The organism is Streptomyces durmitorensis (assembly GCF_023498005.1).
Taxonomy (GTDB): Bacteria; Actinomycetota; Actinomycetes; order Streptomycetales; family Streptomycetaceae; genus Streptomyces; species Streptomyces durmitorensis.
This window is the reverse complement of sequence record NZ_CP097289.1, coordinates 697,629-719,713: the sequence shown is the minus strand read 5'-3', so window position 1 is coordinate 719,713 and position 22,085 is coordinate 697,629. Positions and strand designations below refer to the sequence as shown.

General features: G+C 69.7%; 17 protein-coding genes and 2 pseudogenes. 17 read left to right on the top strand and 2 right to left on the bottom strand.

What is annotated here, in order from left to right; all coding sequences use genetic code 11:
- The first annotated feature begins 193 nt into the window (after nt 1–193).
- From M4V62_RS03085 to M4V62_RS03050, 8 genes and pseudogenes are all read left to right on the top strand, one after another.
- Nucleotides 194–1,465 (top strand): extracellular solute-binding protein, encoded by a 1,272-nt coding sequence (locus M4V62_RS03085; protein WP_249585642.1) that lies wholly within the window; start codon nt 194–196, stop codon nt 1,463–1,465.
- Complete coding sequence (locus tag M4V62_RS03080; protein ID WP_249585641.1) at nt 1,466–2,476, top strand: carbohydrate ABC transporter permease; 1,011 nt, start codon at nt 1,466–1,468, stop codon at nt 2,474–2,476.
- Nucleotides 2,477–2,481: 5 nt separating this feature from the next.
- On the top strand, nt 2,482–3,360 hold the full coding sequence (locus M4V62_RS03075; RefSeq protein WP_249592673.1) for a sugar ABC transporter permease: 879 nt from the start codon (nt 2,482–2,484) through the stop codon (nt 3,358–3,360).
- A 49-nt stretch (nt 3,361–3,409) separates the two neighbouring features.
- Nucleotides 3,410–5,059 (top strand): glycoside hydrolase family 13 protein, encoded by a 1,650-nt coding sequence (locus M4V62_RS03070; RefSeq protein WP_249585640.1) that lies wholly within the window; start codon nt 3,410–3,412, stop codon nt 5,057–5,059.
- Entirely contained in the window at nt 5,047–6,114 is a 1,068-nt protein-coding gene (locus M4V62_RS03065) for a LacI family DNA-binding transcriptional regulator (RefSeq protein WP_249585639.1), read from the top strand. Before M4V62_RS03070 ends, M4V62_RS03065 begins: the two co-directional genes overlap by 13 nt.
- Before the next feature lie 393 nt (nt 6,115–6,507).
- Nucleotides 6,508–7,905 (top strand): annotated as a pseudogene (locus M4V62_RS03060) (alpha-amylase); the annotation flags it as partial.
- A gap of 196 nt (nt 7,906–8,101) precedes the next feature.
- Nucleotides 8,102–10,807: a pullulanase-type alpha-1,6-glucosidase gene (pulA, locus tag M4V62_RS03055; protein WP_344646293.1), complete on the top strand. Its 2,706-nt coding sequence runs from the start codon at nt 8,102–8,104 to the stop codon at nt 10,805–10,807.
- Nucleotides 10,808–11,013: 206 nt separating this feature from the next.
- Nucleotides 11,014–11,345 (top strand): annotated as a pseudogene (locus M4V62_RS03050) (alpha-amylase family glycosyl hydrolase); the annotation flags it as partial.
- Between the two features lie 105 nt (nt 11,346–11,450).
- Here the strand turns inward: M4V62_RS03050 and M4V62_RS03045 are convergent.
- Nucleotides 11,451–12,395, bottom strand: a complete 945-nt coding sequence (locus tag M4V62_RS03045; protein ID WP_249585638.1) for an MBL fold metallo-hydrolase — start codon at nt 12,393–12,395, stop codon at nt 11,451–11,453.
- Nucleotides 12,396–12,582: 187 nt separating this feature from the next.
- Between M4V62_RS03045 and M4V62_RS03040 the strand changes: the two genes are divergently transcribed.
- From M4V62_RS03040 to M4V62_RS03000, 9 genes are all read left to right on the top strand, one after another.
- A complete protein-coding gene (locus M4V62_RS03040; RefSeq protein WP_249585637.1) occupies nt 12,583–12,816 on the top strand; it encodes a hypothetical protein in 234 nt (77 codons plus the stop codon).
- Nucleotides 12,803–14,215: an amidase gene (locus M4V62_RS03035; protein ID WP_249585636.1), complete on the top strand. Its 1,413-nt coding sequence runs from the start codon at nt 12,803–12,805 to the stop codon at nt 14,213–14,215. The genes M4V62_RS03040 and M4V62_RS03035 overlap by 14 nt, the downstream gene beginning before the upstream one ends.
- A gap of 35 nt (nt 14,216–14,250) precedes the next feature.
- The gene (locus M4V62_RS03030) at nt 14,251–14,811 is read left to right on the top strand and encodes a TetR/AcrR family transcriptional regulator (protein WP_249585635.1); all 561 of its coding nucleotides are present in this window, start codon (nt 14,251–14,253) and stop codon (nt 14,809–14,811) included.
- Nucleotides 14,812–14,989: 178 nt separating this feature from the next.
- Nucleotides 14,990–15,868, top strand: a complete 879-nt coding sequence (locus M4V62_RS03025; protein WP_249585634.1) for an MEDS domain-containing protein — start codon at nt 14,990–14,992, stop codon at nt 15,866–15,868.
- Nucleotides 15,868–16,299: an ATP-binding protein gene (locus tag M4V62_RS03020; protein WP_249585633.1), complete on the top strand. Its 432-nt coding sequence runs from the start codon at nt 15,868–15,870 to the stop codon at nt 16,297–16,299. The genes M4V62_RS03025 and M4V62_RS03020 overlap by 1 nt, the downstream gene beginning before the upstream one ends.
- Nucleotides 16,300–16,428: 129 nt before the next feature.
- The gene (locus M4V62_RS03015; protein WP_249585632.1) at nt 16,429–18,741 is read left to right on the top strand and encodes an FdhF/YdeP family oxidoreductase; all 2,313 of its coding nucleotides are present in this window, start codon (nt 16,429–16,431) and stop codon (nt 18,739–18,741) included.
- A 70-nt stretch (nt 18,742–18,811) separates the two neighbouring features.
- On the top strand, nt 18,812–19,831 hold the full coding sequence (locus M4V62_RS03010; protein WP_249585631.1) for a Dyp-type peroxidase: 1,020 nt from the start codon (nt 18,812–18,814) through the stop codon (nt 19,829–19,831).
- A gap of 5 nt (nt 19,832–19,836) precedes the next feature.
- The gene (locus tag M4V62_RS03005) at nt 19,837–20,652 is read left to right on the top strand and encodes a family 1 encapsulin nanocompartment shell protein (RefSeq protein ID WP_249585630.1); all 816 of its coding nucleotides are present in this window, start codon (nt 19,837–19,839) and stop codon (nt 20,650–20,652) included.
- Between the two features lie 4 nt (nt 20,653–20,656).
- The gene (locus M4V62_RS03000) at nt 20,657–21,292 is read left to right on the top strand and encodes a DUF1345 domain-containing protein (RefSeq protein WP_249585629.1); all 636 of its coding nucleotides are present in this window, start codon (nt 20,657–20,659) and stop codon (nt 21,290–21,292) included.
- On the opposite strand, the gene M4V62_RS02995 is transcribed toward M4V62_RS03000, so the two are convergent.
- Nucleotides 21,226–21,906, bottom strand: coding sequence for an MFS transporter (locus tag M4V62_RS02995; protein WP_249585628.1), 681 nt, complete (start codon nt 21,904–21,906; stop codon nt 21,226–21,228). The genes M4V62_RS03000 and M4V62_RS02995 overlap by 67 nt on opposite strands.
- Nucleotides 21,907–22,085: the final 179 nt, after the last annotated feature.

Sequence of the window (22,085 nt, the reverse complement as noted above, 5' to 3'; positions counted from 1 at the left end):
AAGAGCAACCGTAAGGACACACAGGAGTAACGATCAGCAGAGCTTGCAGAAATTTCTCGCAAGGTCTTTCGAGCGCTTTTCAATCCTGTTACGTTCCCTGGCAACCCGGCGCCGCGTCGAGTGCGGCTCGTAGGAGGCAGCTCTGTTGGGGGTTTCGCCTCCCCTTGTTCCGGGATCAGTTGAAGGAGTTCACATGCGGCGTGGCATAGCGGCCACCGCACTGGTCGCGGCCCTGGCTTTGACAGCGGCAGCGTGCGGTGGCGATGACAGTGACAGTGGTAAGAGCAGTTCGGGCAAGCTGTCCGGAACCGTCACTTTCTGGGACACCTCGAACGACGCCGAGAAGGGGACCTACGAGAAGCTCGCCAAGGGCTTCGAGAAGCTCCACCCGGACGTCAAGGTCAACTACGTGAGCGTCGCGTTCGGCGAGGCCAACGCCAAGTTCAAGAACGCCGCCGGCGGCAACTCCGGCGCCCCCGACGTGATGCGCACCGAGGTCGCCTGGGTCGCGGACTTCGCCAACCTGGGCTACCTCGCCCCGCTCGAGGGCACCCCCGCCCTGGACAAGGCGGACGACTACCTCCCGCAGGCCGCGGCAAGCACCAAGTTCAAGGGCAAGACCTACGCCGCCCCGCAGACCATCGACACCCTGGCGCTCTTCTACAACAAGAAGATGCTCAAGGAGGCCGGTGTCGAGGCGCCCAAGACCTTCGACGAGGTGAAGAGCGCCGCGAAGAAGATCAAGTCGAAGTCCGGCAAGACCGGCCTCTACCTCCGCGGCGACGACCCGTACTACTACCTCCCGTACCTCTACGGCGAGGGCGGCGACCTCCTCGACACCAAGAGCAAGAAGATCACCGTCGACGACCCCCAGGGCGCCGCGGCCTTCGAGGTCATGAAGGACCTGGTCGACTCCAAGGCGGCCACCACCGACGCGAGCGACGGCTACAACAACCAGCTCAACGCCTTCAAGGACGGCGATGTCGCGATGGCCCTCGACGGACCGTGGTCCATCGAGGGAGCCATGCAGGGCAAGGAGTTCAAGGGCGACAAGGGCAACCTCGGCATCGCCCCCGTCCCCGGCGGCAGCGACCGCCAGGCCTCCCCGCAGGGCGGCTGGAACCTCGCGGCCTACGCGGGCTCCAAGAACCTCGACGCGAGCTACGAGTTCATCAAGTACATGAGCTCGGCCAAGGTGCAGCAGCAGACCACCGAGAAGCTGAGCCTGCTGCCCACGCGCACCTCGGTGTACGACGTGAAGTCCGTCAAGGACAACCAGATGGTCCAGTTCTTCAAGCCGGCCGTGGACAAGTCCGTGGAGCGGCCCTGGATCCCGGAGGCCAACGCCCTGTTCGAGCCGATCCGTCTCCAGATGGAGAAGGTGCTCAGCGGCAAGACCTCCCCCGAGAACGGGGCGAAGGGTGTCGGCGACGCCTACCGCAAGCTGCTGAAGGACTACAAGTAAATGGCTGTTGACAGCAGCCAGTCACTGGCCAAGGCCGCGGACGCCCACAGCGTCCGCGGCCGCGGCCCGCGGACCGGCAAGACCCCCGGACGGCTGCGCAGGTCGCTGTCCACCCACTGGTACGCCTGGGCCATGGTCGCCCCGGTGGTGGCCGTGATCGGCGTGATCATCGGCTACCCGCTGGTGCGCGGCCTGTACCTGTCGACGACCGACGCCAACGAGGCGAACGTCGAGCGCACCATCGGCGTCAACCACATCCCGGCGACCTACAAGTCCGTCGGCCTGGACAACTACACCGCGGTCCTCTCCGACGGCGTCTTCTGGGACCGGCTGACCTGGACGATCATCTGGACCGTCTCCTGCGTCGCGATCTCCTTCACGCTGGGCCTGGTCCTGGCGAACATGCTCAACCGCAAGCTGGCGGGGCGCTCCTTCTACCGGATGGCGCTGATCCTGCCGTGGGCGGTCCCGGCCTTCGTCTCCGTGTTCACCTGGCGCCTGCTGTTCAACGAGAAGAACGGCATCCTCAACAAGATCCTCGCCGGCGGCGGCATCGACGCGATCCCGTGGCTGAACGACCCCACCTGGGCCAAGCTCTCGGTGATCACGGTCAATGTCTGGCTCGGCGTCCCGTTCATGCTGGTCGCCATGCTCGGCGGACTCCAGTCCATCCCCGGCGAGCTCTATGAAGCCGCGGAGATGGACGGCGCGAACGCCTGGCAGCGCTTTAGGCACATCACACTGCCGGGCCTGCGCACCGTCAGCAGCACCGTGATCCTGATCAGCGGCATCTGGACCTTCAACATGTTCCCGGTGATCTTCCTGCTCACCCGGGGCGGTCCGGGAGACGCCACCGAGATCCTGGTGACGTACGCCTACCGGCTCTCGTTCGTCGTCAGCCCGCGCGACTTCGCGGGATCCGCGGCCTGGGGCGTCATCATTCTGCTGCTCCTTTCGCTCTTCGCGGTCGTCTACCGCCGCGCGCTCCGCAAGCAGGGAGAAGTGTGGTGACCACCATGACCGACCAGAAGGCCTCTTCCGCTCGCGGGTCGAAGGCGAAGGTCAGGGAGCGCGGCGAACGCGGGCCGCTGGCCTCCGTCGCGCTCCACGTGGGCCTCCTCCTCGCCTCCGCCACCGCGGTGCTTCCACCGCTGTGGCTGCTCATCACCTCGTTCAAGCCGACGAGCGAGGCGTTCTCCACCGACCTGGTCAAGGACTTCACGTTCCGCAACTACGACCACGTCGTCAACGACACCGAGTTCCTGAGCTGGCTCGGCAACTCCCTGCTCGTCGTGGGCCTGACCACGGTGATCGGCGTCTTCATCTCGGCGACCACCGGCTATGCCGTCAGCCGCTTCAGGTTCCCCGGCATGCGCTCGCTGATGTGGCTCCTGCTGATCACCCAGATGTTCCCCGTCGCGGTGCTCATCGTGCCGCTCTACAACCTCCTCGCCAGCCTGGGCCTGCTCAACCAGCCCGTCGGCCTTGTCGTCACCTACCTGACGATCGCCGTGCCGTTCTGCGCCTGGATGATGAAGGGGTACTTCGACACCATCCCGGTGGAGATCGACGAAGCCGGGCGGGTGGACGGGCTCAACCCGTTCGGCACCTTCTGGCGGCTCATCGTGCCGCTGGCCAAGCCCGGTCTCGCCGTCACCGGCTTCTACAGCTTCATCACCGGCTGGGCCGAAGTCGCGTACGCCTCCGCCTTCATGACCGGCGAGGAGAACCTCACCCTGGCGGGCGGCCTGCAGACCTTCGTCAATCAGTACACCAGCGACTGGGGTTCGCTGACCGCCGCGGCCGTGATCGTCGCGGTGCCCGCCGCCGTGATCTTCGGCTTCGTCCAGCGCCACCTCGTCGGTGGACTGACGGCCGGCGCGACGAAGTCCTGACACGGCACGCAACCCCCCTCGCACCCGACCTCTCGATCTCAGGGAAGACATGACCCAGCATCTCGCTGCCCCTGCAGCCCCCGCCTCCGGCACCCACACGGACTGGTGGCGTGGCGCGGTGATCTACCAGGTCTACCCGCGCAGCTTCGCCGACGGCAACGGCGACGGAATGGGCGACCTGGACGGTGTCCGTGCCCGCCTGCCCTACCTCAGGGACCTGGGCGTCGACGCCGTCTGGCTCAGCCCCTTCTACGCGTCGCCGCAGGCCGACGCCGGGTACGACGTCGCCGACTACCGCGCGATCGACCCGATGTTCGGCAGTCTCCTGGACGCCGACGCCCTGCTGCGGGACGCCCACGACCTGGGCCTGCGCATCATCGTCGACCTCGTGCCCAACCACTCCTCGGACCGGCACGACTGGTTCCGGCGCGCCCTGCGCGAGGGCCCCGGCTCACCCCTGCGCGAGCGCTACCACTTCCGGCCGGGCAAGGGCGAGGACGGTGAACTCCCGCCCAACGACTGGGAGTCCGTCTTCGGCGGCCCGGCCTGGACGCGGGTGCCGGACGGCGAGTGGTACCTCCACCTCTTCGCGCCCGAGCAGCCCGACTTCAACTGGGAACACCCCGCCGTGCACGACGAGTTCCGCTCGATCCTGCGTTTCTGGCTCGACATGGGCGTCGACGGCTTCCGCGTCGACGTCGCCCACGGCCTGGTGAAGGCCGAAGGTCTGCCCGACATCGGCCGCGGCGACCAGCTCAAGCTGCTCGGCAACGACGTCATGCCGTTCTTCGATCAGGACGGCGTGCACGAGATCTACCGCAGCTGGCGCAAGGTGCTCACCGAATACGCGGGCGAGCGCATTCTCGTCGCCGAGGCATGGACCCCGACCGTCGAGCGCGCGGCCGCCTACGTGCGCCAGGACGAGATGCACCAGGCCTTCAACTTCCAGTACCTGGGCACCCATTGGGACGCCACGGAGCTGCGCGAGGTCATCGACGTGTCGCTGGCCGCGATGCGGCCCGTCGGCGCCCCGGCCACCTGGGTGCTCTCCAACCACGACGTCACCCGCCACGCCACGCGGTTCGCCAACCCGCCCGGACTCGGCACCCAGCTGCGCACCGCCGGTGACCGCGCGCTCGGCCTGCGCCGCGCCCGCGCCGCGACGCTCCTGATGCTGGCGCTGCCCGGCTCCGCGTACGTCTACCAGGGCGAGGAGCTGGGTCTGCCGGACGTCACCGAGCTGCCCGACGAGGTGCGCCAGGACCCCTCGTTCGTCCGCGCGAGCGGGCAGGACGGGTTCCGCGACGGCTGCCGGGTGCCGATCCCATGGACCACCGACGGCTCCAGTTACGGATTCGGCGCGGGCGGCAGCTGGCTTCCGCAGCCCGAAGGCTGGGGCGAGCTCAGTGTCCAGGCGCAGACCGGCGATCCCGCGTCGACCCTGGAGCTGTACCGCCGTGCCCTTGCCCTGCGCCGGGAGCAGCCGGGGCTCGGGGCGGGCGACTCGCTGGAGTGGCTCGAGGCTCCCGAGGGCGTACTGGCCTTCCGCCGCGACGGCTTCGTCTGCACGGCCAACACCACCGGCGCGGCGGTGCGCATCCCGGCCCCCGGCCGGATCCTCCTGTCCAACGCCGAGGTGGAGACGGCGGACGGCAAGGTCGAGCTGCCCGCCGACACCACCGTCTGGTGGGCGGTGTGACCCTCTCCCCGCCGCGGGACGCCGACCGGTCCGACCGGGGCGCCCCGCGGCTCGCGGACCTCGCGGCCCAGTCCGGGGTCAGCGAGGCCACCGCGAGCCGGGTGCTCAACGGAAAGCCGGGGGTGGCGGCCGGCACCCGGCGCCGGGTGCTCGCCGCCCTGGACGTCCTTGGCTACGAGCGGCCGATGCGGCTCAAGCGGCACAGCGCGGGCCTGGTCGGCCTGGTCATACCCGAGCTCAGCAACCCGATCTTCCCCGCCTTCGCGCAGGTCGTGGAGCAGGTCCTGTCCGGGCACGGCTACACGCCGATGCTGTGCACCCAGATGCCGGACGGGGCCAGCGAGGACGAGCTGGTCGAGCAGTTGGAGGAGCGTCGGGTCAGCGGCATCGTCTTCCTCTCCGGACTGCACGCCGACACCACGGCGGACCCCACCCGATATCTCGAACTGCACGCCCGCGGCGTGCCGTTCGTCCTGATCAACGGCTACAACGAGCACATCCCGGTGTCCTTCGTGTCGCCCGACGACCGCGCGGCCGCGCGGATGGCGGTGCGCCACCTCGTCGACCTGGGTCACCAGCGGATCGGTCTGGCCATCGGCCCGACCCGCTACGTCCCCTCGCTGCGCAAGGCGGAGGGGTTCACGTCGGCGCTGCACGCGCTGCTCGGCCTGGAACAGGGGGAGGCCGAACAGCTCGTGCAGCGCACGCTGTTCACGGTGGAGGGCGGGCACGCGGCGGCCAGCGCCCTGCTCGACCAGGGGTGCACGGCGATGGTCTGCGGCAGCGACATGATGGCGCTCGGCGCGGTGCGTGCGGTGCGCGAGCGCGGCCTCTCGGTGCCCGGCGACGTCTCCGTGGTCGGCTTCGACGACTCGCCCCTGATCGCCTTCACGGACCCGCCGCTGACCACGGTGCGGCAGCCGGTGCAGGCGATGGCGAGTGCCGCGGTGGGCGCCCTGCTCGAGGAGCTGCACGGAAACCCGGTGCAGCACACGGAGTTCGTCTTCCAGCCCGAGCTGGTGGTGCGCGGCTCCACGGCGCAGCCGCGGCGCTGAGAGGGAGGCTCCCGGTGCCTGCCCGGTCGGGGCAGCGGGGTCGTGATGGTGGCTCCGGGGCCTCCCCGTTCCATGACCGGTCCGAACGGCCGGGCGCGTGGGGCCCGTTGTCCGGGTCCCCCGGCCGTCCGGACCGGAGTCGTGGTTGAACGTAACACCGCCGCAAGGTCTTGCGGAAGGTTTTGCGGCGCACTGCATCCCAGGGCCTCCGCATCTGCCGCGAGAGTGTGCGCGGAGGGTTGACCGAGGTTCCCGAGGGTCGTACGGTCTCGACCGAAAACGGCGTTGAAATATTTCTGCAACATCCTTCAACGGCCTGACGGGCACGGCGCGTTGCCGGACAAGGTCACACCTCACTCATGCAGTCACATCTCACTCATGCAGGAGGCCCTCATGGCCGGCCGAAAGACCAGAGTCCGCAGACCTCTCGCCGCGACCCTCGCCCTGGTGGCGGGTGCCGCGGGCGGCATCGTCGCCGGAGCCCCGCAGGCGCAGGCCGCCCCGCCCGGCGGCAAGGACGTCACCGCCGTGCTCTTCGAGTGGAAATTCGACTCGGTGGCCAAGGCGTGCACACAGCAGCTCGGCCCCGACGGATACGGCTACGTGCAGGTCTCCCCGCCCCAGGAACGTATCCAGGGTGAGGCGTGGTGGGCCGCCTACCAGCCCGTCAGCTACAAGATCGGCACCCGGCTCGGCGACCGGGCCGCGTTCAAGAACATGGTCGACACTTGCCACGCGGCCGGGGTGAAGGTCGTCGCCGACGCGGTGATCAACCACATGACGAACGCCTCCGGCACCGGCTCGGCGGGCTCCGCGTTCACCAAGTACGACTACCCGGGCACGTACTCGGGCGCCGACATGGACAACTGCCGCTCGGAGATCGGCAATTACCAGGACCGCGGGAACGTCCAGAACTGTGAGCTGGGCGGACTCGCCGACCTCGACACCGGTGAGGAGTACGTCCGCGGACGGGTCGCGGCCTACCTGAACGACCTCCTTTCCCTGGGTGTCGACGGCTTCCGGGTCGACGCGGCCAAGCACATCCCCGTGGACGACCTGAAGAACATCAAGTCCCGGCTCAGCAACCCCGGCGTCTACTTCAAGCAGGAGACGATCTACGGCTCGGGCGAGGCGGTCTCGCCGAGCGAGTACACCGCCACCGGTGACGCCCAGGAGTTCCGCTACGGCTGGGACCTCAAGCGCGTGTTCAACAACGAGAAGCTCGCCTACCTGAAGAACTTCGGTGAGGGCTGGGGCTACATGCCGAGCGGATCGGCCGCCGTCTTCGTCGCCAACCACGACACCGAGCGGCACGGCCAGACCCTCAGCTACAAGGACGGCGCGAACTACACCCTCGCGCACGTCTTCATGCTGGCGCTGCCCTACGGCTCCCCGGACGTGCACTCCGGCTACGAGTTCAGCAACAACGACGCGGGATCGCCCCATGGCGGCCAGGTGAAGGCCTGCTACAGCGACGGCTGGAAGTGCCAGCACGCCTGGCCCGAGATCAGGAGCATGGTCAAGTTCCGCAACACCGCACGCGGAACAGGCATGACCAACTGGTGGGACAACGGCAACAACGCCATCGCGTTCGGCCGCGGAGACAAGGCGTACGTGGTCGTCAACCACGAGGGCTCCTCGGTCGGCCGGACCTTCCAGACGTCCCTCGCCGCGGGCAGCTACTGCGACGTCCAGAGCGGCAGGAGCGTCACCGTCAACGGCTCCGGCCAGTTCACGGCCACCGTGGCGCCGAACACCGCGCTTGCCCTGCACACCGGGGCCAAGAGCTGCTGAGTGCCATGCGGCGCGGCTGACCGCCCTGCTTCACGGGCCGCCCGGCGTTCGCTTCCCCGCCGCCGGGCGGCCCACACCGACTCGGGGCCCCGCCCCGGACCCCGCTCCTCAAACGCCGGAGGGGCTGATTCTTGCCCCCGGCGCGCTCACTTTCCGCATCCCGTGCCCCGCACTTCACAAGGAGAAGCTCCCCTTGGCCGGCTCCCCCCGCCGCACCCTCGTGACCACGGCCCTCGCCCTGCTCGCCGCGGTCGCGCCCATGACACCCTCGGTCGCCGCGGCGCCCCGAGCACCGGCCGCCGCCGACGCGCCCGCCGACCTGGACCTGTCCACGTCCCGGGCGCAGTGGGTCGACCGCGACACCGTCGCCTGGGACGTCCGAGGCGACTCCGCCACCCAGGAGCTGGTGTACGCCCACGACGGACAGCTGACCGTCAAGAACGGCGCACTCGTCGGCGAGGGACGGCGGATCCGCCTCGCCCCGGCCGAGGGCGGCCTGACCGACGCCCAGCGCAAGAAGTACCCGCACCTGAAGGGCTACGCGGCCTTCACCGTCGACCCACGCGACCGGGACCGGGTCCGCCACGCCCTCACCGGCCAGCTCGTCGCCACCCGCAGCAGCGCCGACGGCACCCTGCTCACCGCCACGGGAGTCCAGACGCAGGGCGTCCTCGACGACCTCTACAGCGCCACCGCCACCAAGGCCGCTCTTGGCCCGCAGTTCCGGGGCGGCCGCCCCACCCTGGCCCTGTGGGCTCCCACCGCCCAGTCCGTCAGCCTCGAACTCGACGGCAAGCGCGTGGCGATGCGGCGCGACGACACCAGCGGCGTATGGTCCGTCGCCGGAGCCAGGAGCTGGACGGGCAAGCAGTACCGGTACGTCGTGAAGGTGTGGGCGCCCAGCGTCCAGAAGGTCGTCACCAACAAGGTCACCGACCCCTACTCCACGGCGCTCACCGCCGACTCGCGGCGCAGCATCGCCGTCGACCTCGACGACCCGAAGCTGGCCCCCAAGGGCTGGGAACAGCTGAGGAAGCCGAAGGCGACGCCGCTGCGCGACGCGCAGATCCAGGAACTGCACATCCGTGACTTCTCCGTCGAGGACAGTACGGCGCGTCACCCCGGCAAGTACCTGGCCTTCACCGACACGAAGTCCGACGGCATGAAGCACCTGAGCAAGCTGGCCAAGGCAGGCACCTCCTACGTCCATCTGCTGCCCGCCTTCGACATCGGCACCATCCCCGAGCGCGCCGCCGACCAGGCCACGCCCGACTGCGACCTGAGGGCGCCCGCCCCGGACTCCGACCAGCAGCAGGCCTGCGTCACCAGGACCGCGGCCAAGGACGCCTACAACTGGGGCTACGACCCCCTGCACTACACGGTGCCCGAGGGCAGCTACGCGAGCGACCCTTCCGGGACCCGCCGCACGGTCGAGTTCCGGCAGATGGTGCAGGGCCTGGGCGACTCCGGTCTGCGCACCGTGATGGACGTCGTCTACAACCACACCGTCGCGAGCGGCCAGGCCGACAAGTCCGTCCTGGACAAGATCGTGCCCGGCTACTACCAGCGTCTCCTTGCCGACGGCACCGTGGCCACCTCCACCTGCTGCGCCAACACCGCCCCCGAGAACGCCATGATGGGCAAACTCGTGGTCGACTCCCTTGTCACCTGGGCCAAGGAGTACAAGGTCGACGGCTTCCGCTTCGACCTGATGGGGCACCACCCCAAGGCCAACATCCTGGCCGTCCGCAAGGCCCTGGACGCGCTGACCCTCAAGAAGGACGGCGTCGACGGGAAGAACATCGTCCTGTACGGCGAGGGCTGGAACTTCGGCGAGATCGCGGACGACGCCCGCTTCGTCCAGGCCACCCAGAAGAACATGGCGGGCACAGGCATCGCCACCTTCTCCGACCGCGGTCGCGACGCGGTGCGCGGCGGTGGCCCCTTCGACGAGGACCCCGGCGTCCAGGGCTTCGCCAGCGGCCTGTTCACCGACCCCAACGCCTCGAAGGCGAACGGCACCCCGGCCGAGCAGAAGGCCCGGCTCCTGCACTACCAGGACCTCCTGAAGGTGGCCCTCACCGGCAACCTCGCCGCGTACACCTTCACCGACTCCACAGGAAAGCGGGTCAAGGGATCCGAGGTCGACTACAACGGCGCCCCGGCCGGATACGCGGCGGCTCCCGGCGACGCCCTCTCCTACTCCGACGCCCATGACAACGAATCGCTGTACGACGCCCTGGCCTTCAAGCTGCCCTCGGACACCACGGCCGCCGAGCGCTCGCGCATGCAGGTGCTCGCCATGGCGACCTCCACCCTGGCCCAGGGCCCGTCCCTGTCCCAGGCCGGCAGCGACCTGCTGCGCTCCAAGTCCCTGGACCGCAACTCCTACGACAGCGGCGACTGGTTCAACGCCCTGCACTGGGACTGCCGTGACGGCAACGGATTCGGGCGTGGCCTGCCCCCGGCCGCCGACAACAAGGACAAGTGGCCCTACGGAAAGCCCCTGTTGACGTCCGCCACCCTGACCCCGGGCTGCGCGGAGATCGACGGAACCTCGGCCGCCTACCAGGACCTGGTGAAGCTGCGCGCGACGGAGCCCGCGTTCTCCCTGGCCACGTCCGGCCAGGTCCAGTCCCGGCTCTCGTACCCGCTCTCGGGTACGTCCGCCGAGACTCCCGGCGTCATCACCATGGAGCTCGGGAACCTCGTGGTCGTCTTCAACGCGACCCCGGACGCGCAGAAGCAGCGCGTCGCGGACCTCGCGAACACCGCGTACGCACTGCACCCCGTCCAGGCGAAGGGTGCCGACCCGGTGGTCAAGTCGGCCTCGTACGAAAGGAGTTCGGGCACCTTCAGCGTCCCCGCACGGAGCGTCGCCGTCTTCGAGCGAGGCTGAACCAGGGGCCGGACCGGTTCCGCGAGACAACCGATCCGGGCTGATGGCGCGCGTCGCCCTCCCACGTACCCCACTGCGTACAGGAAGCCGCATGTCGCACCACACATCACGCCTGCTCATGGCGCCGTCCTGGGCGGCCTGCTCCTGACCCTGTTGCCAGGGTCCGGGAGCGCCGCCCAGGGCGAGCCTGATTCGTCCGCCGTCGCGGCAGGAAGATCTACAACTGCCAGTGGCCGAGCCCCACATCAGGCATGTTCCCCGCGTCCAAGTACCACCAGTGCTGGATCGGCAACTGGGACGCGAGGACTCGCGCAGCTGCTGGCTCCACGACGACCTGGCGGACTTCAACACCGAGAACTCCGAGGTGCAGCAGTACCTGATCGACGCCTACGACAAGTACATCGACATCGGCGTCGACGGCTTCCGCATCGACACCGCCGTGCACATCCCGCGCACCACCTGGAACCGCCGCTTCCTGCCCGCGCTGCACGACAAGCTGGTGGCGAAGTACGGCGCGGACAAGGCCGACGACTTCTACGGAGACTCTCCGTCGCGTCCCCCGGCAAGGGCAACCTGCGCGCCTACGTCCTCGACCTGCCGGGCAACCCGGCCCCGGGCAAGGTGGGAGCGGACGGCCCGTACCTCAAGTAGCGGAGATCTCCCTCGCAGGGGCGTTGGCGGCGGGGACGAGTCGGTAGGCGTCTCCCTCGGGGACCACATGGCCCGCCGTGGGCGGCGGGAAGTGACTGCCGAGCAGCAGCGTGCCGGTGCCGGAGAGTGAGCCGAGGAGCTCCCGGCGGGTCCTTGCCGCCGCCGCGGGGTCTGTGTCCACGCAGCTTCCCAGGCCGGGGTCGACCAGCTGGACGGGATGGTGGATGCAGTCACCGGTGATGAGCGCGCGCTCGCCGTTGCTGCTCAGCTCCACCGCCACCTGGCCCGGTGTGTGGCCGGGGGTGGGGCGCAGGCGGATACCCGGGGCGATGTCGATGGCGGATCCGTCGAGCGGTACGTCGACGAGGTCGAGCAGGCCCGCGTCCTTGATGGGGTGCACGGAGTCCCGGAACATCTGGCGCCGGGCCTCGTCCATGTCGACGGCGGCCCAGTGGTCCCATTCGGTGCGGGTCGTGAGGTAGCGGGCGTTGGGGAAGGTGGGCACCCAACTGGCCCCGTCAGACCGGGTGTTCCAGCCGACGTGGTCGGTGTGCAGGTGGGTCAGGACGACGAGATCCACCGAATCGGGTGCGAACCCCGCCTGGGTCAGCCGCTTCAGGTAGTCGCTGTTCAGGTTGGACCACGCGGGGTTGGCCCGCCGCTTGCCATTGCCGATTCCGGTGTCGACGAGCACGCGCAGTCCGGCGACGTCGACCGCGAAACTGTGGCTCGCGAGCCGCAGGACGCGCTGTTCGTCCGCGAAGTCCGGCTGTAGCCAAGGGGCTTGGGCCACGACCTCGGGGGTGGCTCCGGGTAGCAGCCAGGGGCCCGTCTGCGGGGGCAGGGGTACCTCGTCGACACGGTGGACGGTGATGTCTCCCACGGTCCAGGTCGGGGCGTCGGTGTGGGGGGTGGCGTGGTGCGCGGTGGTGGGCATGCGGTGTTCCTCTGTCCGGTGCGTGAGCGTGACGTGGCCCTGTGGCTAAAAGCAACGTGTTTGCGTTAAGTCAGCGTAGGGCCTATCGTCGCGTTAAAGCAAACAATTTGCGTTTGAGTGTCGTCGTGCTGTGGTGGGCCTCCGTCCGGCATCGCGCGACGAGCCGAACCGAGTCGAGAGGGCCCGCATGGACGCCGCCGAACTCACCCCGCAGGAGGCCGCCCGAGGGGCGCTCCGGGCGGGCCTGCCGCTGGCAGACGACCGTCACGAGGTGGTGGCATCGACCGCCCAGCACATCCATTCCGTCATCGCGACGCTGCGCGAACTGGACTTCGGGGAGACGCCGCCCGCCATGTCCTACTCGCCCGAGCTGGAGGACGTACGTACGGCAGAGCTGGAGGACGCAGATGCAGCCGTTTGAGCTGTCGCTCGCCGATGCCGCCCGCGCGGTGGCCGCGGGGGAGCTGTCCCCGGTCGAGCTGACCGATTCCGTGCTGGACCGCATCGCCGAGGTGGAAGACCGCCTCCAGGCCTACGTCACCGTCGCCGCGGACTCCGCCCGGCGAGCGGCGGCCGAGGCCGAGCGCGAGATCGCCCGGGGCCGCTCGCGCGGCCCGCTGCACGGAATACCCATGGGCCTGAAGGACCTGATCGACGTCAAGGGCATGCCCACCACGGCGAGTTCCCGCGTCAGGGCGGACCACGTCGCCGAAGGCGACAGCACCGTCGCGGCGCGCCTGTCCGAGGCCGGAGCGGTGCTCCTCGGCAAGACCCACACCCACGAGTTCGCGTACGGGCTGACCACCCCTCAGACGCGCAATGCCTGGGACGACAGCCGTGTCGCGGGCGGGTCGAGCGGCGGCTCGGCCGTCGCCGTCGCGGCGGGCGAGGCCACCTTCGCGCTGGGGACCGACACCGGCGGCTCGATCCGCGTCCCCGCGGCTCTCAACGGCGTGGTCGGTCTCAAGCCGACGTACGGTCTGATCTCCCGCGACGGCGTGACGTCCCTGTCCTGGTCCCTGGACCACGTCGGCCCCATGACCCGCACGGTGCGGGACGCCGCGCTCGTCCTCGGCGCGCTGGTGGGACGGGACCGGTACGACCCCGCCGGACACGCCGCCGTGACCGGCGGCTGGGACTCCCCGGAGGCGGGTGACCTGTCGGGGCTGCGGGTGGGAGTGCCGCGCAACCACTACTTCGAGCGGGTGAGCCCCGAGGTCGAGGAGAGCGTGCGCCGGGCCATCGGGCAGCTCCAGGAACTGGGGGCCGAACTCGTCGAGGTCGAGATCCCGATGGCGCGCTACTTCCAGGCCATCCTGTGGGGGCTGATGGTCCCCGAGGCGACCTCGTACCACGAGCGGACCCTCCGCTCGACTCCCGATCTCTACGCGCCGGACGTCCGCATCCTGCTGGAGGCGGGCGAGCTCGTGACCGCCGGCGACTATCTCCGGGCCCAGCGCGCGAGGGCGCTGATGCGCGAGGCCTGGGCGCGGATGCTCGGCCACGTCGATGTGATCGCGGCGCCCGCGGTGCCGATGACGGCGGTCAAGTCCGTTCAGGACAGCGTGGAGTGGGCGGACGGCACGGTCGAGGCCGTCGCCGACAGCTACGTCCGCCTCTCCTCCCCGGCCAACATCACGGGCGTACCGGCGCTGACCCTGCCCGTCGGTCAGGATCACGCGGGCATGCCGATCGGCATGCAGCTGATGGGCCGCCCCCGCGGTGAAGCGACCGTGCTGCGGGCCGGGCATGCCTATGAGGTGGCCACGCGAAAGGAAACGGTCATCGGCAGTGGCTGGAGTGGCGGGGGCGGCGCTTAGAAGCAACGATTTTGCATTAGGGATAAAGTGGAGCCATGAGTCCGAAGCCCATGGTCAGGCCCGGAGGGCGCAGCGCCCGTGTCCAGGAGTCGGTCCACGCGGCGGTCCGTGGGCTGCAGGCCGAGGTGGGGCGCGAGGCGCTGACCGTTCCTCTCGTCGCCGCCCGCGCGGGGGTGACGCCGTCGACCATCTACCGCCGGTGGGGTGACTTGCAGGAGCTCTTGTCCGACGTGGCAGTGGAACACCTGCGCCCTGAAGGGCCGCCGGCCGACCTCGGCACCCTGCGTGCGGACCTCGGCGCCTGGGCGGAGCAGTTCCTCGACGAGATGGCATCCCCGCCGGGGCGCGCGTACATCAGGGACGCGCTCCTCGGCGACCCGGACGGGAGCAATGCGGGCCTGTGCTCCGCCTTCGCCGCGGACCAGATCGACATCGTCCTGTCCCGTGCGTCGGACCGGGGCGAGGCCGTCCCGGACATCGAGCAGGTCATCGACCAGATCGTGGCGCCGATGATGTACCGCATCCTCTTCCGCCCCAGCCAGCTGGACGCCGCCTACGCGCGCGCACTCGTGGAGCGCACGCTCTCGAAGTCCTGAATCCGGCGAACAGAACCAGCCCGGAACGGATCAACTTCGCGCACTCCCGATCGCCATGAGTGGCCGCAGCGTCAGCTGCCTGTCGCTTTCTGCGGGGATGCGCGGCCGTGCGGTACGGACCGCTAACGTGTGGCCCGCACTTGTTCCCGTCGGGCCCTGTGGGTCCCGGAGGTGAGAGATGGCGGATGCCGGCTCGGCGTCGGTCGGTACGATCCCGGTCCAGCACCTGCGGGCGGGCGACCATGCTTTCGTCAGTTACGCCGACGACGATGCGGGCCGCGACGTAGTGTCCGCTTTCGCCTGGTCCGGGCTGGTGAAGCGCGAGAAGGTGATGGTCTTCGCCGCTCCGCACCTGTACGAGGAACAGGTGTGGGACCGGCTCGATGCGCCGGGGGCCCTGCTGGGAGCCGCTCGCGAACAGGGGCAGCTGGTGCTCAGCAGCATGCGCGCCCTCATCCACCCCCAGGACGCGTTCACCCCCCACCGGCAGTGGGAGCGCATCACGGAGGAGACCGACCGGGCCCTGGCCGAGGGCTACAGCGGGCTGCGCACCTACATCGACATGCACTGGGTGGGGGATCTCGGCGCCGACGTCGAGGTCATGATGCACCGTGAGTCCCACGCCCAGCATCTGTTCACCGACCGCCCCTACACCGAGATCTGCGCCTACGACAGCCGCTGGTTCAACCCCGGTGTCCTGGAGGCCATGCACGAGGCACACCCCTGCCGGCTGCTTCCCCGCCTGGGTGCCCTGCACGTGGAACAGGCGGAGGCGTTGGTGCAGTTGGTCGGTGAGGCGGACATCGCCACCCGGGAGGAGTTCATCGGCGCCGTACGCGAAGGGCTCAGGCGCAGCGAGAACTCCGGGCCGCTGACCGTGGACCTGTCCGGCCTCGTCTTCCTCGGCGTCGCCTGTGCGGTGGACCTGCTGCGGCTCATCCTGGATCACCCGCACGGACCGGTCCGGGTCCAATGTCCGCCGCCAGCGGCCCGCATACTGCGCCGAGCAGGCGCCGACCAGGTGCCGAACATGGTGATCAGTGAGGTGGACCGCTGATGACGACCACGCCAGGTCCTCGCGAGGTCCCGCCCGTCACCCTGCTGGAATCGCGCTTCACCCAGGATGACCTGCCCCGGCTGCGGATGCTCGTCGAACAGTACGCAGACCACCAAGGCCTGACCGAGCCGCGGCGCAGCGACTTCATCGTGGCTCTGGACGCCGTGGCGGTCAACGCGGTCGAGCACGCGGGCGGTGGCGGCACGCTGGTCCTCCAGCGCAGCAACGGCCATCTTGCCTGCCACATCCACGACATGGGCCCCGGCTTCAGCGCCGACGTCATTCCTGAGCTGGCTCCTGGACTCGACGGCCAGGTGGGCGGGCGGGGACTGTGGCTCGCCGGCCTGCTCACCGACGAGCTGACCATTTCCGCGGGCCCCGGCGGGAGCATGGTGACCCTGACGGTGGAACTGCCCAAGGCCCACGGCTGACCGCGGTCATCAGGCGGGTACCTGTTCGGTCCGGAGGTCGCCAGCTGTGGCGAGGACGGCCCGGCAGGCCTAGCCTGGGCGGAAAGTGCCGTTATGGGCGCATGTCCGCAGGGCGGAAGGTTGGCAGTCTTGAGCGCGTCCGACGAGGAGCAGGAGCGGCTGGAGCCCAGGGTGGGCCCCGTCCCCACCGGCGATCCGGAGTTTCGTCCCTACCACCATCCGGCCGCCGGCTGGGGCGCCGCCAAGAGCGTCACCCAATTCCTCGTGCGCGAGGGCGCGTTGGTAGACGGGCCGCGGGCGATCAAACGGATGAACCACGAGGACGGCGGTTTCGACTGCCCGGGCTGCGCCTGGCCGGACGACACCAAAGGGCTGCACCTCGACATCTGCGAGAACGGCATCAAGCACGTCACCTGGGAGATGACCCGCAAGCGGGTCGGCCGTGAGTTCTTCGCCGCCCACGCGGTGACCGAGCTGCGGGGCTGGAGCGATTACGACCTGGAGAACCAGGGCCGGTTGACGGAACCGATGGTCTACGACCCAGAGACGGACCACTACGTACCGATCAGCTGGAAGGACGCGTTCGACGTCGTCGGCCGTGCGCTGCGCGGCCTCGACGACCCCGACCAGGCCGCGTTCTACACCTCGGGCCGCCTCGGCAACGAGGCCACCTTCCTCTACCAGCTGATGGCCCGTGAACTGGGCACGAACAACCTGCCCGACTGCTCGAACATGTGCCACGAGGCCAGCGGCCGGGCGCTCACGGCGTCGCTGGGTACCGGCAAGGGGACCGTCGACCTCAAGGACTGGGAAGCCACCGACGCGCTGTTCATCCTGGGCGTCAACGCGGCCTCCAACGCACCCCGGATGCTCACGGCCCTCGCCGACGCGTACGACCGCGGCGCGCAGATCGTGCACATCAACCCGCTGGTCGAGGCCGCCGCCACCCGCACCATCGTCCCGCACGACTTCACGGACATGGCGCTCAACAAGGCGACACGGACCAGCACCCTGAATCTGCAGCCGCGCATCGGCGGCGACATGGCCCTCCTGCGCGGCATGGCGAAGGCGGTCCTGGAACAGTCACCGACCGACCCTAAGGCGCTCGACCGCGAGTTCATCGACCGGCACACCACCGGCTTCGACGAGTACCGCGCCCTGTGCGAGGCCACGCCCTGGGAGGAGATCGAGAACCAGTCCGGGGTCAGTCGCGCAGACGTCCTCAAGGCGGCCCGTGTGTACCGCGACGCCGACCGCAGCATCGTCAGCTGGTGTCTTGGCGTCACCCAGCACGAGCACGGCGTCGACACGGCCCGGGAGATCGTCAACCTCCTGCTCCTGCGCGGAAACCTGGGAAGGGAAGGGGCGGGCCCCTCCCCGGTGCGCGGGCACAGCAACGTCCAGGGAAACCGCACCTGCGGCATCGACCACCGCCCCGGTGAAGAGTTCCTGAGCCGCCTCGCCGAGGTCTGCGACATCGAGCCGCCCCGCGAGCACGGCCTGGACACCGTCGCCACCATCAAGGCGATGCACCGGGGCGAGGTGAAGGTGTTCGTCGGCATGGGCGGCAACTTCGCCCTGGCGGCGCCCGACACCCCGTACACCTACGAGGCGCTGCGCACCTGCGACCTCACCGTCCAGGTCAGCACCAAGCTGAACCGCAGCCATCTCGTCCACGGCCGCGAGGCCCTCATCCTGCCGTGCCTGGGCCGCACCGAGAAGGACCATCAGCGCAAGGGCGTGCAGAGCACATCCGTCGAGGACTCGATGAGCATGGTGCACCTGTCCGTCGGCATGAAGCGCCCCGCCTCACCGCACCTGCTCTCCGAGCCGGCGATCGTCGCGGGCATGGCCCGAGCGGCCCTGCCCGACAGCGCCACCCCCTGGGAGTGGTACATCGAGGACTACGACCGCATCCGCGACACCATGGCCCAGGCGCTCGACGGCTTCGAGGACTTCAACCGCCGTGTGCGCCTTCCCCTCGGCTTCCGCATCAAGCAGCCCGCCCGTGAGCTGGTCTTCCGTACGCCGTCCGGGCGAGCCGAGTTCTCCGTCGCCGCCCTGCCCGACGTCGTGCCCGCCCCCGGCACGCTGGCCCTGGGCACCATGCGGTCGCACGACCAGTGGAACACCACCATCTACTCCGACAACGACCGCTACCGAGGCATCAAGAACCTGCGCACGCTCGTCTTCATGAACCGGGACGACATGCGCGAGCGCGGCATCACCGCATCGGCCCCCGTCGACATCACCAGTACCGCCAAGGACGGCAGCAGGCGCCACCTCAACGGCTACCTCGCCATCCCGTACGACATCCCCCGGGGCTGCGCGGCCGGCTACATGCCCGAGATGAACGTGCTGTGCGCGCTCGGCGACTACAGCACCCAGAGCGACCAGCCGATCATGAAACACGTCAAGGTCACCATCACCGCCGTCCGGTGAACTGCGCGTCCAGGCGGGCGCACATACGCTGACCCTGTCCGTTTTGGCCCTTTGGTCCCTTTGGAGTTTCATGGTCACCCCGCAGCCCGTGGTCACACCGCCTGCCAGGGCCGCCGTGTTCCTGGTGGCCACCGTGGCCCCCGGCGGCGAGGCCGCCGTACGCGAGGCCCTCGCCGATCTGGCGGGGCTGACCCGATCGGTGGCGTTCCGCCACCCCGACGAGGGCCTGACCTGCGTCGCGGGCATCGGCTCCCGGGGGTGGGACCTGCTCGTGGCCGGGCCGCGGCCCCGCGAACTGCACCCCTTCGAGCCGCTGCGAGGCCCCCGCCACCAGGCACCGGCCACCCCGGGCGACCTCCTGTTCCACCTGCGCGCCAGACGCATGGACCTCTGCTTCGAGCTGGCCCGGCTCATCGTGGAGCGGCTGGGCCCCGCCGTGACCGTCGTCGACGAGGTGCACGGCTTCAAGTACTTCGACGAGCGCGACCTGCTCGGGTTCGTCGACGGCAGCGAGAACCCCGGGGGAGGAGCGGCGGCCGACGCCGTGTTCGTCGGCGACGAGGATCCGCGGTTCCGGGGCGGCAGCTACGTGATCGTGCAGAAGTACGTGCACGACATGGCGGCCTGGCAGGCGCTCACTGTCGAGGAGCAGGAACACGTCATCGGACGCACCAAGCAGGAGAACGTGGAGCTGCCGGACGACATCAAGCCGGACGACTCGCACGTCACGCTCAACACGATCGTCGACGACGACGGGGTCGAGCAGAAGATCGTGCGCGAGAACATGCCGTTCGGGCGGATCGGCCGCGGCGAGTTCGGCACGTACTTCATCGGCTACGCGCGCACGGCCGCGGTGACGGAGCAGATGCTGCGCAACATGTTCCTCGGTGACCCTCCGGGCCGGACGGACCGCATTCTCGACTTCTCCACGGCCGTGACCGGCGGCCTGTTCTTCGTGCCCGACGCCGACCTGCTCGGCGACCTCCCCGACTTCGCGCCCGCCGGTGCGGAAGCCGATGCAGACACCGCCTTTGTGGCCGACGCCGCCTCCGGCGCCTCCCTGGGCATCGGCAGTCTGAAAGGAGCCTGAGCGCCATGACGACCCCCGCCGTCCCGAACAACCTGCACCGCGAGCTCGCCCCGATCACTCCCGAGGCCTGGGCCGAGATCGAGGAGGAGGCCCGCCGCACCTTCCGCCGCCTCGTCGCGGGCCGCCGGGTCGTCGACGTCCCCGACCCGGCCGGGCCCAAGCTCGCCGCCGCAGGCACCGGACACCTCGCCGACATCACCTCGCCCGCCCCCGGCGTGACGGCGCGGCTGCGCGAGGCGAAGCCGCTGGTCGAACTGCGAGTGCCGTTCACCGTCAGCCGGGCCGCCGTGGACGACGTCGAGCGCGGTTCGAGCGACTCCGACTGGCAGCCCGTGAAGGACGCGGCGCGCGCCATCGCCTTCGCGGAGGACCGCACGATCTTCGACGGATACGCGGCGGCGGGCGTCGAAGGGCTGCGCGAGCGGACGTCCAACCCGGTGCTCACCCTGCCCGGCGAACCGCTCGACTACCCCGACGCGATCAGCCGGGCCCTTACGGCGCTGAGGCTGGCCGGAGTCGAGGGCCCCTACGCACTGCTGCTCGGCGCCGAGGAGTACCGAGAGGTCAGCGAGACCTCCGACCACGGCTACCCGATCGCGGCGCACCTGGGCCGGATCATGGGCAGCGATCCGATCTGGGCGCCCGCGCTGAGCGGCGCGTTCGTCCTGTCCACCCGCGGTGGCGACTTCGAACTGCTCCTGGGGCACGATCTGGCGATCGGCTACACGGCGCACGACACGAGCGGCATCGAGCTTTACCTGCAGGAGACGCTCACCTTCCTGGCCTACACGGACGAGGCAGTCGTCGTCCTGAAGCACTGAGCGCGTGAAGCACCTGCTGCCGCTCTCCGCGGTGCCCCGACTGGCCGGAGCGGTGGTCATCGGGGCGGCGATCGGCGCGGTCGTCGGCGTACTGACCAGGGCGCCGCTCGGCGTACTCGCCGGGATCGCCGCGGCGCAGACGCTCTTCGTCGTGGCGGGCTGGATCGTGCTGTGGCCCATGGACGCCGCCACTACCCACCGCAACGTGCGGCGCGAGGAGTTCCGGCCGGTCACCGAGGAACTCGTCGTCGTCGGGGCCGCCCTGTGCGGCCTGATCGGCATCGTGGTGCTGCTCCTGCTCGGCGACTCGGGCATGGGCCACGCCGCGGCCGCGACGGCACTCGGTGGCGTCTTCATGGCCTGGGCGGCGCTCCACCTGATGTACGCCACCCGCTACGCGTACCTCTTCTACCTGGCCCCCAGGGGCGGCATCGACTTCAACTCCGAAGACCCGCCCGCGTACAGCGACTTCCTCTACTTCAGCTTCAACCTCGGCATGACCTACCAGGTCTCCGACACGGACGTCTCCAGCTCCACGATCCGCGCGGTGGTCCTACGGCATTGCCTGCTTTCCTACGTCTTCGGCGCGAGCATCCTGGCCACGACGATCAACCTCGTCGCCGGCATCGTCACGGGCTGAACGGGCGACGTGCCGGTCCCGGCCGGTGGCTCCGCCGATCCCTGTTGCGCCCCGCTGAGGGCGATGCACACGACACTCACCCCGATGACCAGGCTGACCGAGGCCACGCCGAATCCGGCGACCGCGGCTGTGACGGCGGCGGCGCCGAGCGGCCCCAGTGCGGAGTGGATGGTCCAGAAGGACGCGGTGACCCGCCCGAGGAGGTGGCCCGGCGTCACCTCCTGGCGCAAGGACATCGAGCAGATCCCCGTGAACGCGGTGCAGAACAGGATGACGGCCGCGAGCGCGCCGAGCGTCGGCACACTCTCCGACAGGCCCAGGCACGCGAGGGCGACGCCGGCCAGGGCGAACCCTCCGATCCAGCTGACCCCGAACCCCAGGCGTCTGCGCACCCGGTCCACCGCGAAGGCCGCCAGGCAGGAGCCGACGGTCCCGGCCGTCAGGACGTAGCCGACCGTGCTGTCCGCGTGGCCGAGGTCCTCCTTGACCCGGAAGATGATGACGTCGGTCAGTCCGTATGTGAGGAACGTCAGGAGCGACAGCAGCACCGTCAGGGGGCGCAGCACCGGATGTGCCCACAGGAAGCGGGCCCCGGCCAGGAACTCCCCGCGCACGCCTGCCCGTCGGCCCTGGTGCGGGTCGCCGTCGGGCGGCCGGTGATCTGGCAGGGAAGAGGCCGGTGGCGATCGAGGCGGCGCCGGTTAGCCCCGTGACCAGGCCCATCTGCACGATCGAGCCCGTGCTGTGCAGGACGAGGAGCGGGATCGCGACGTACGAGAAGGAGTGGCCCAGG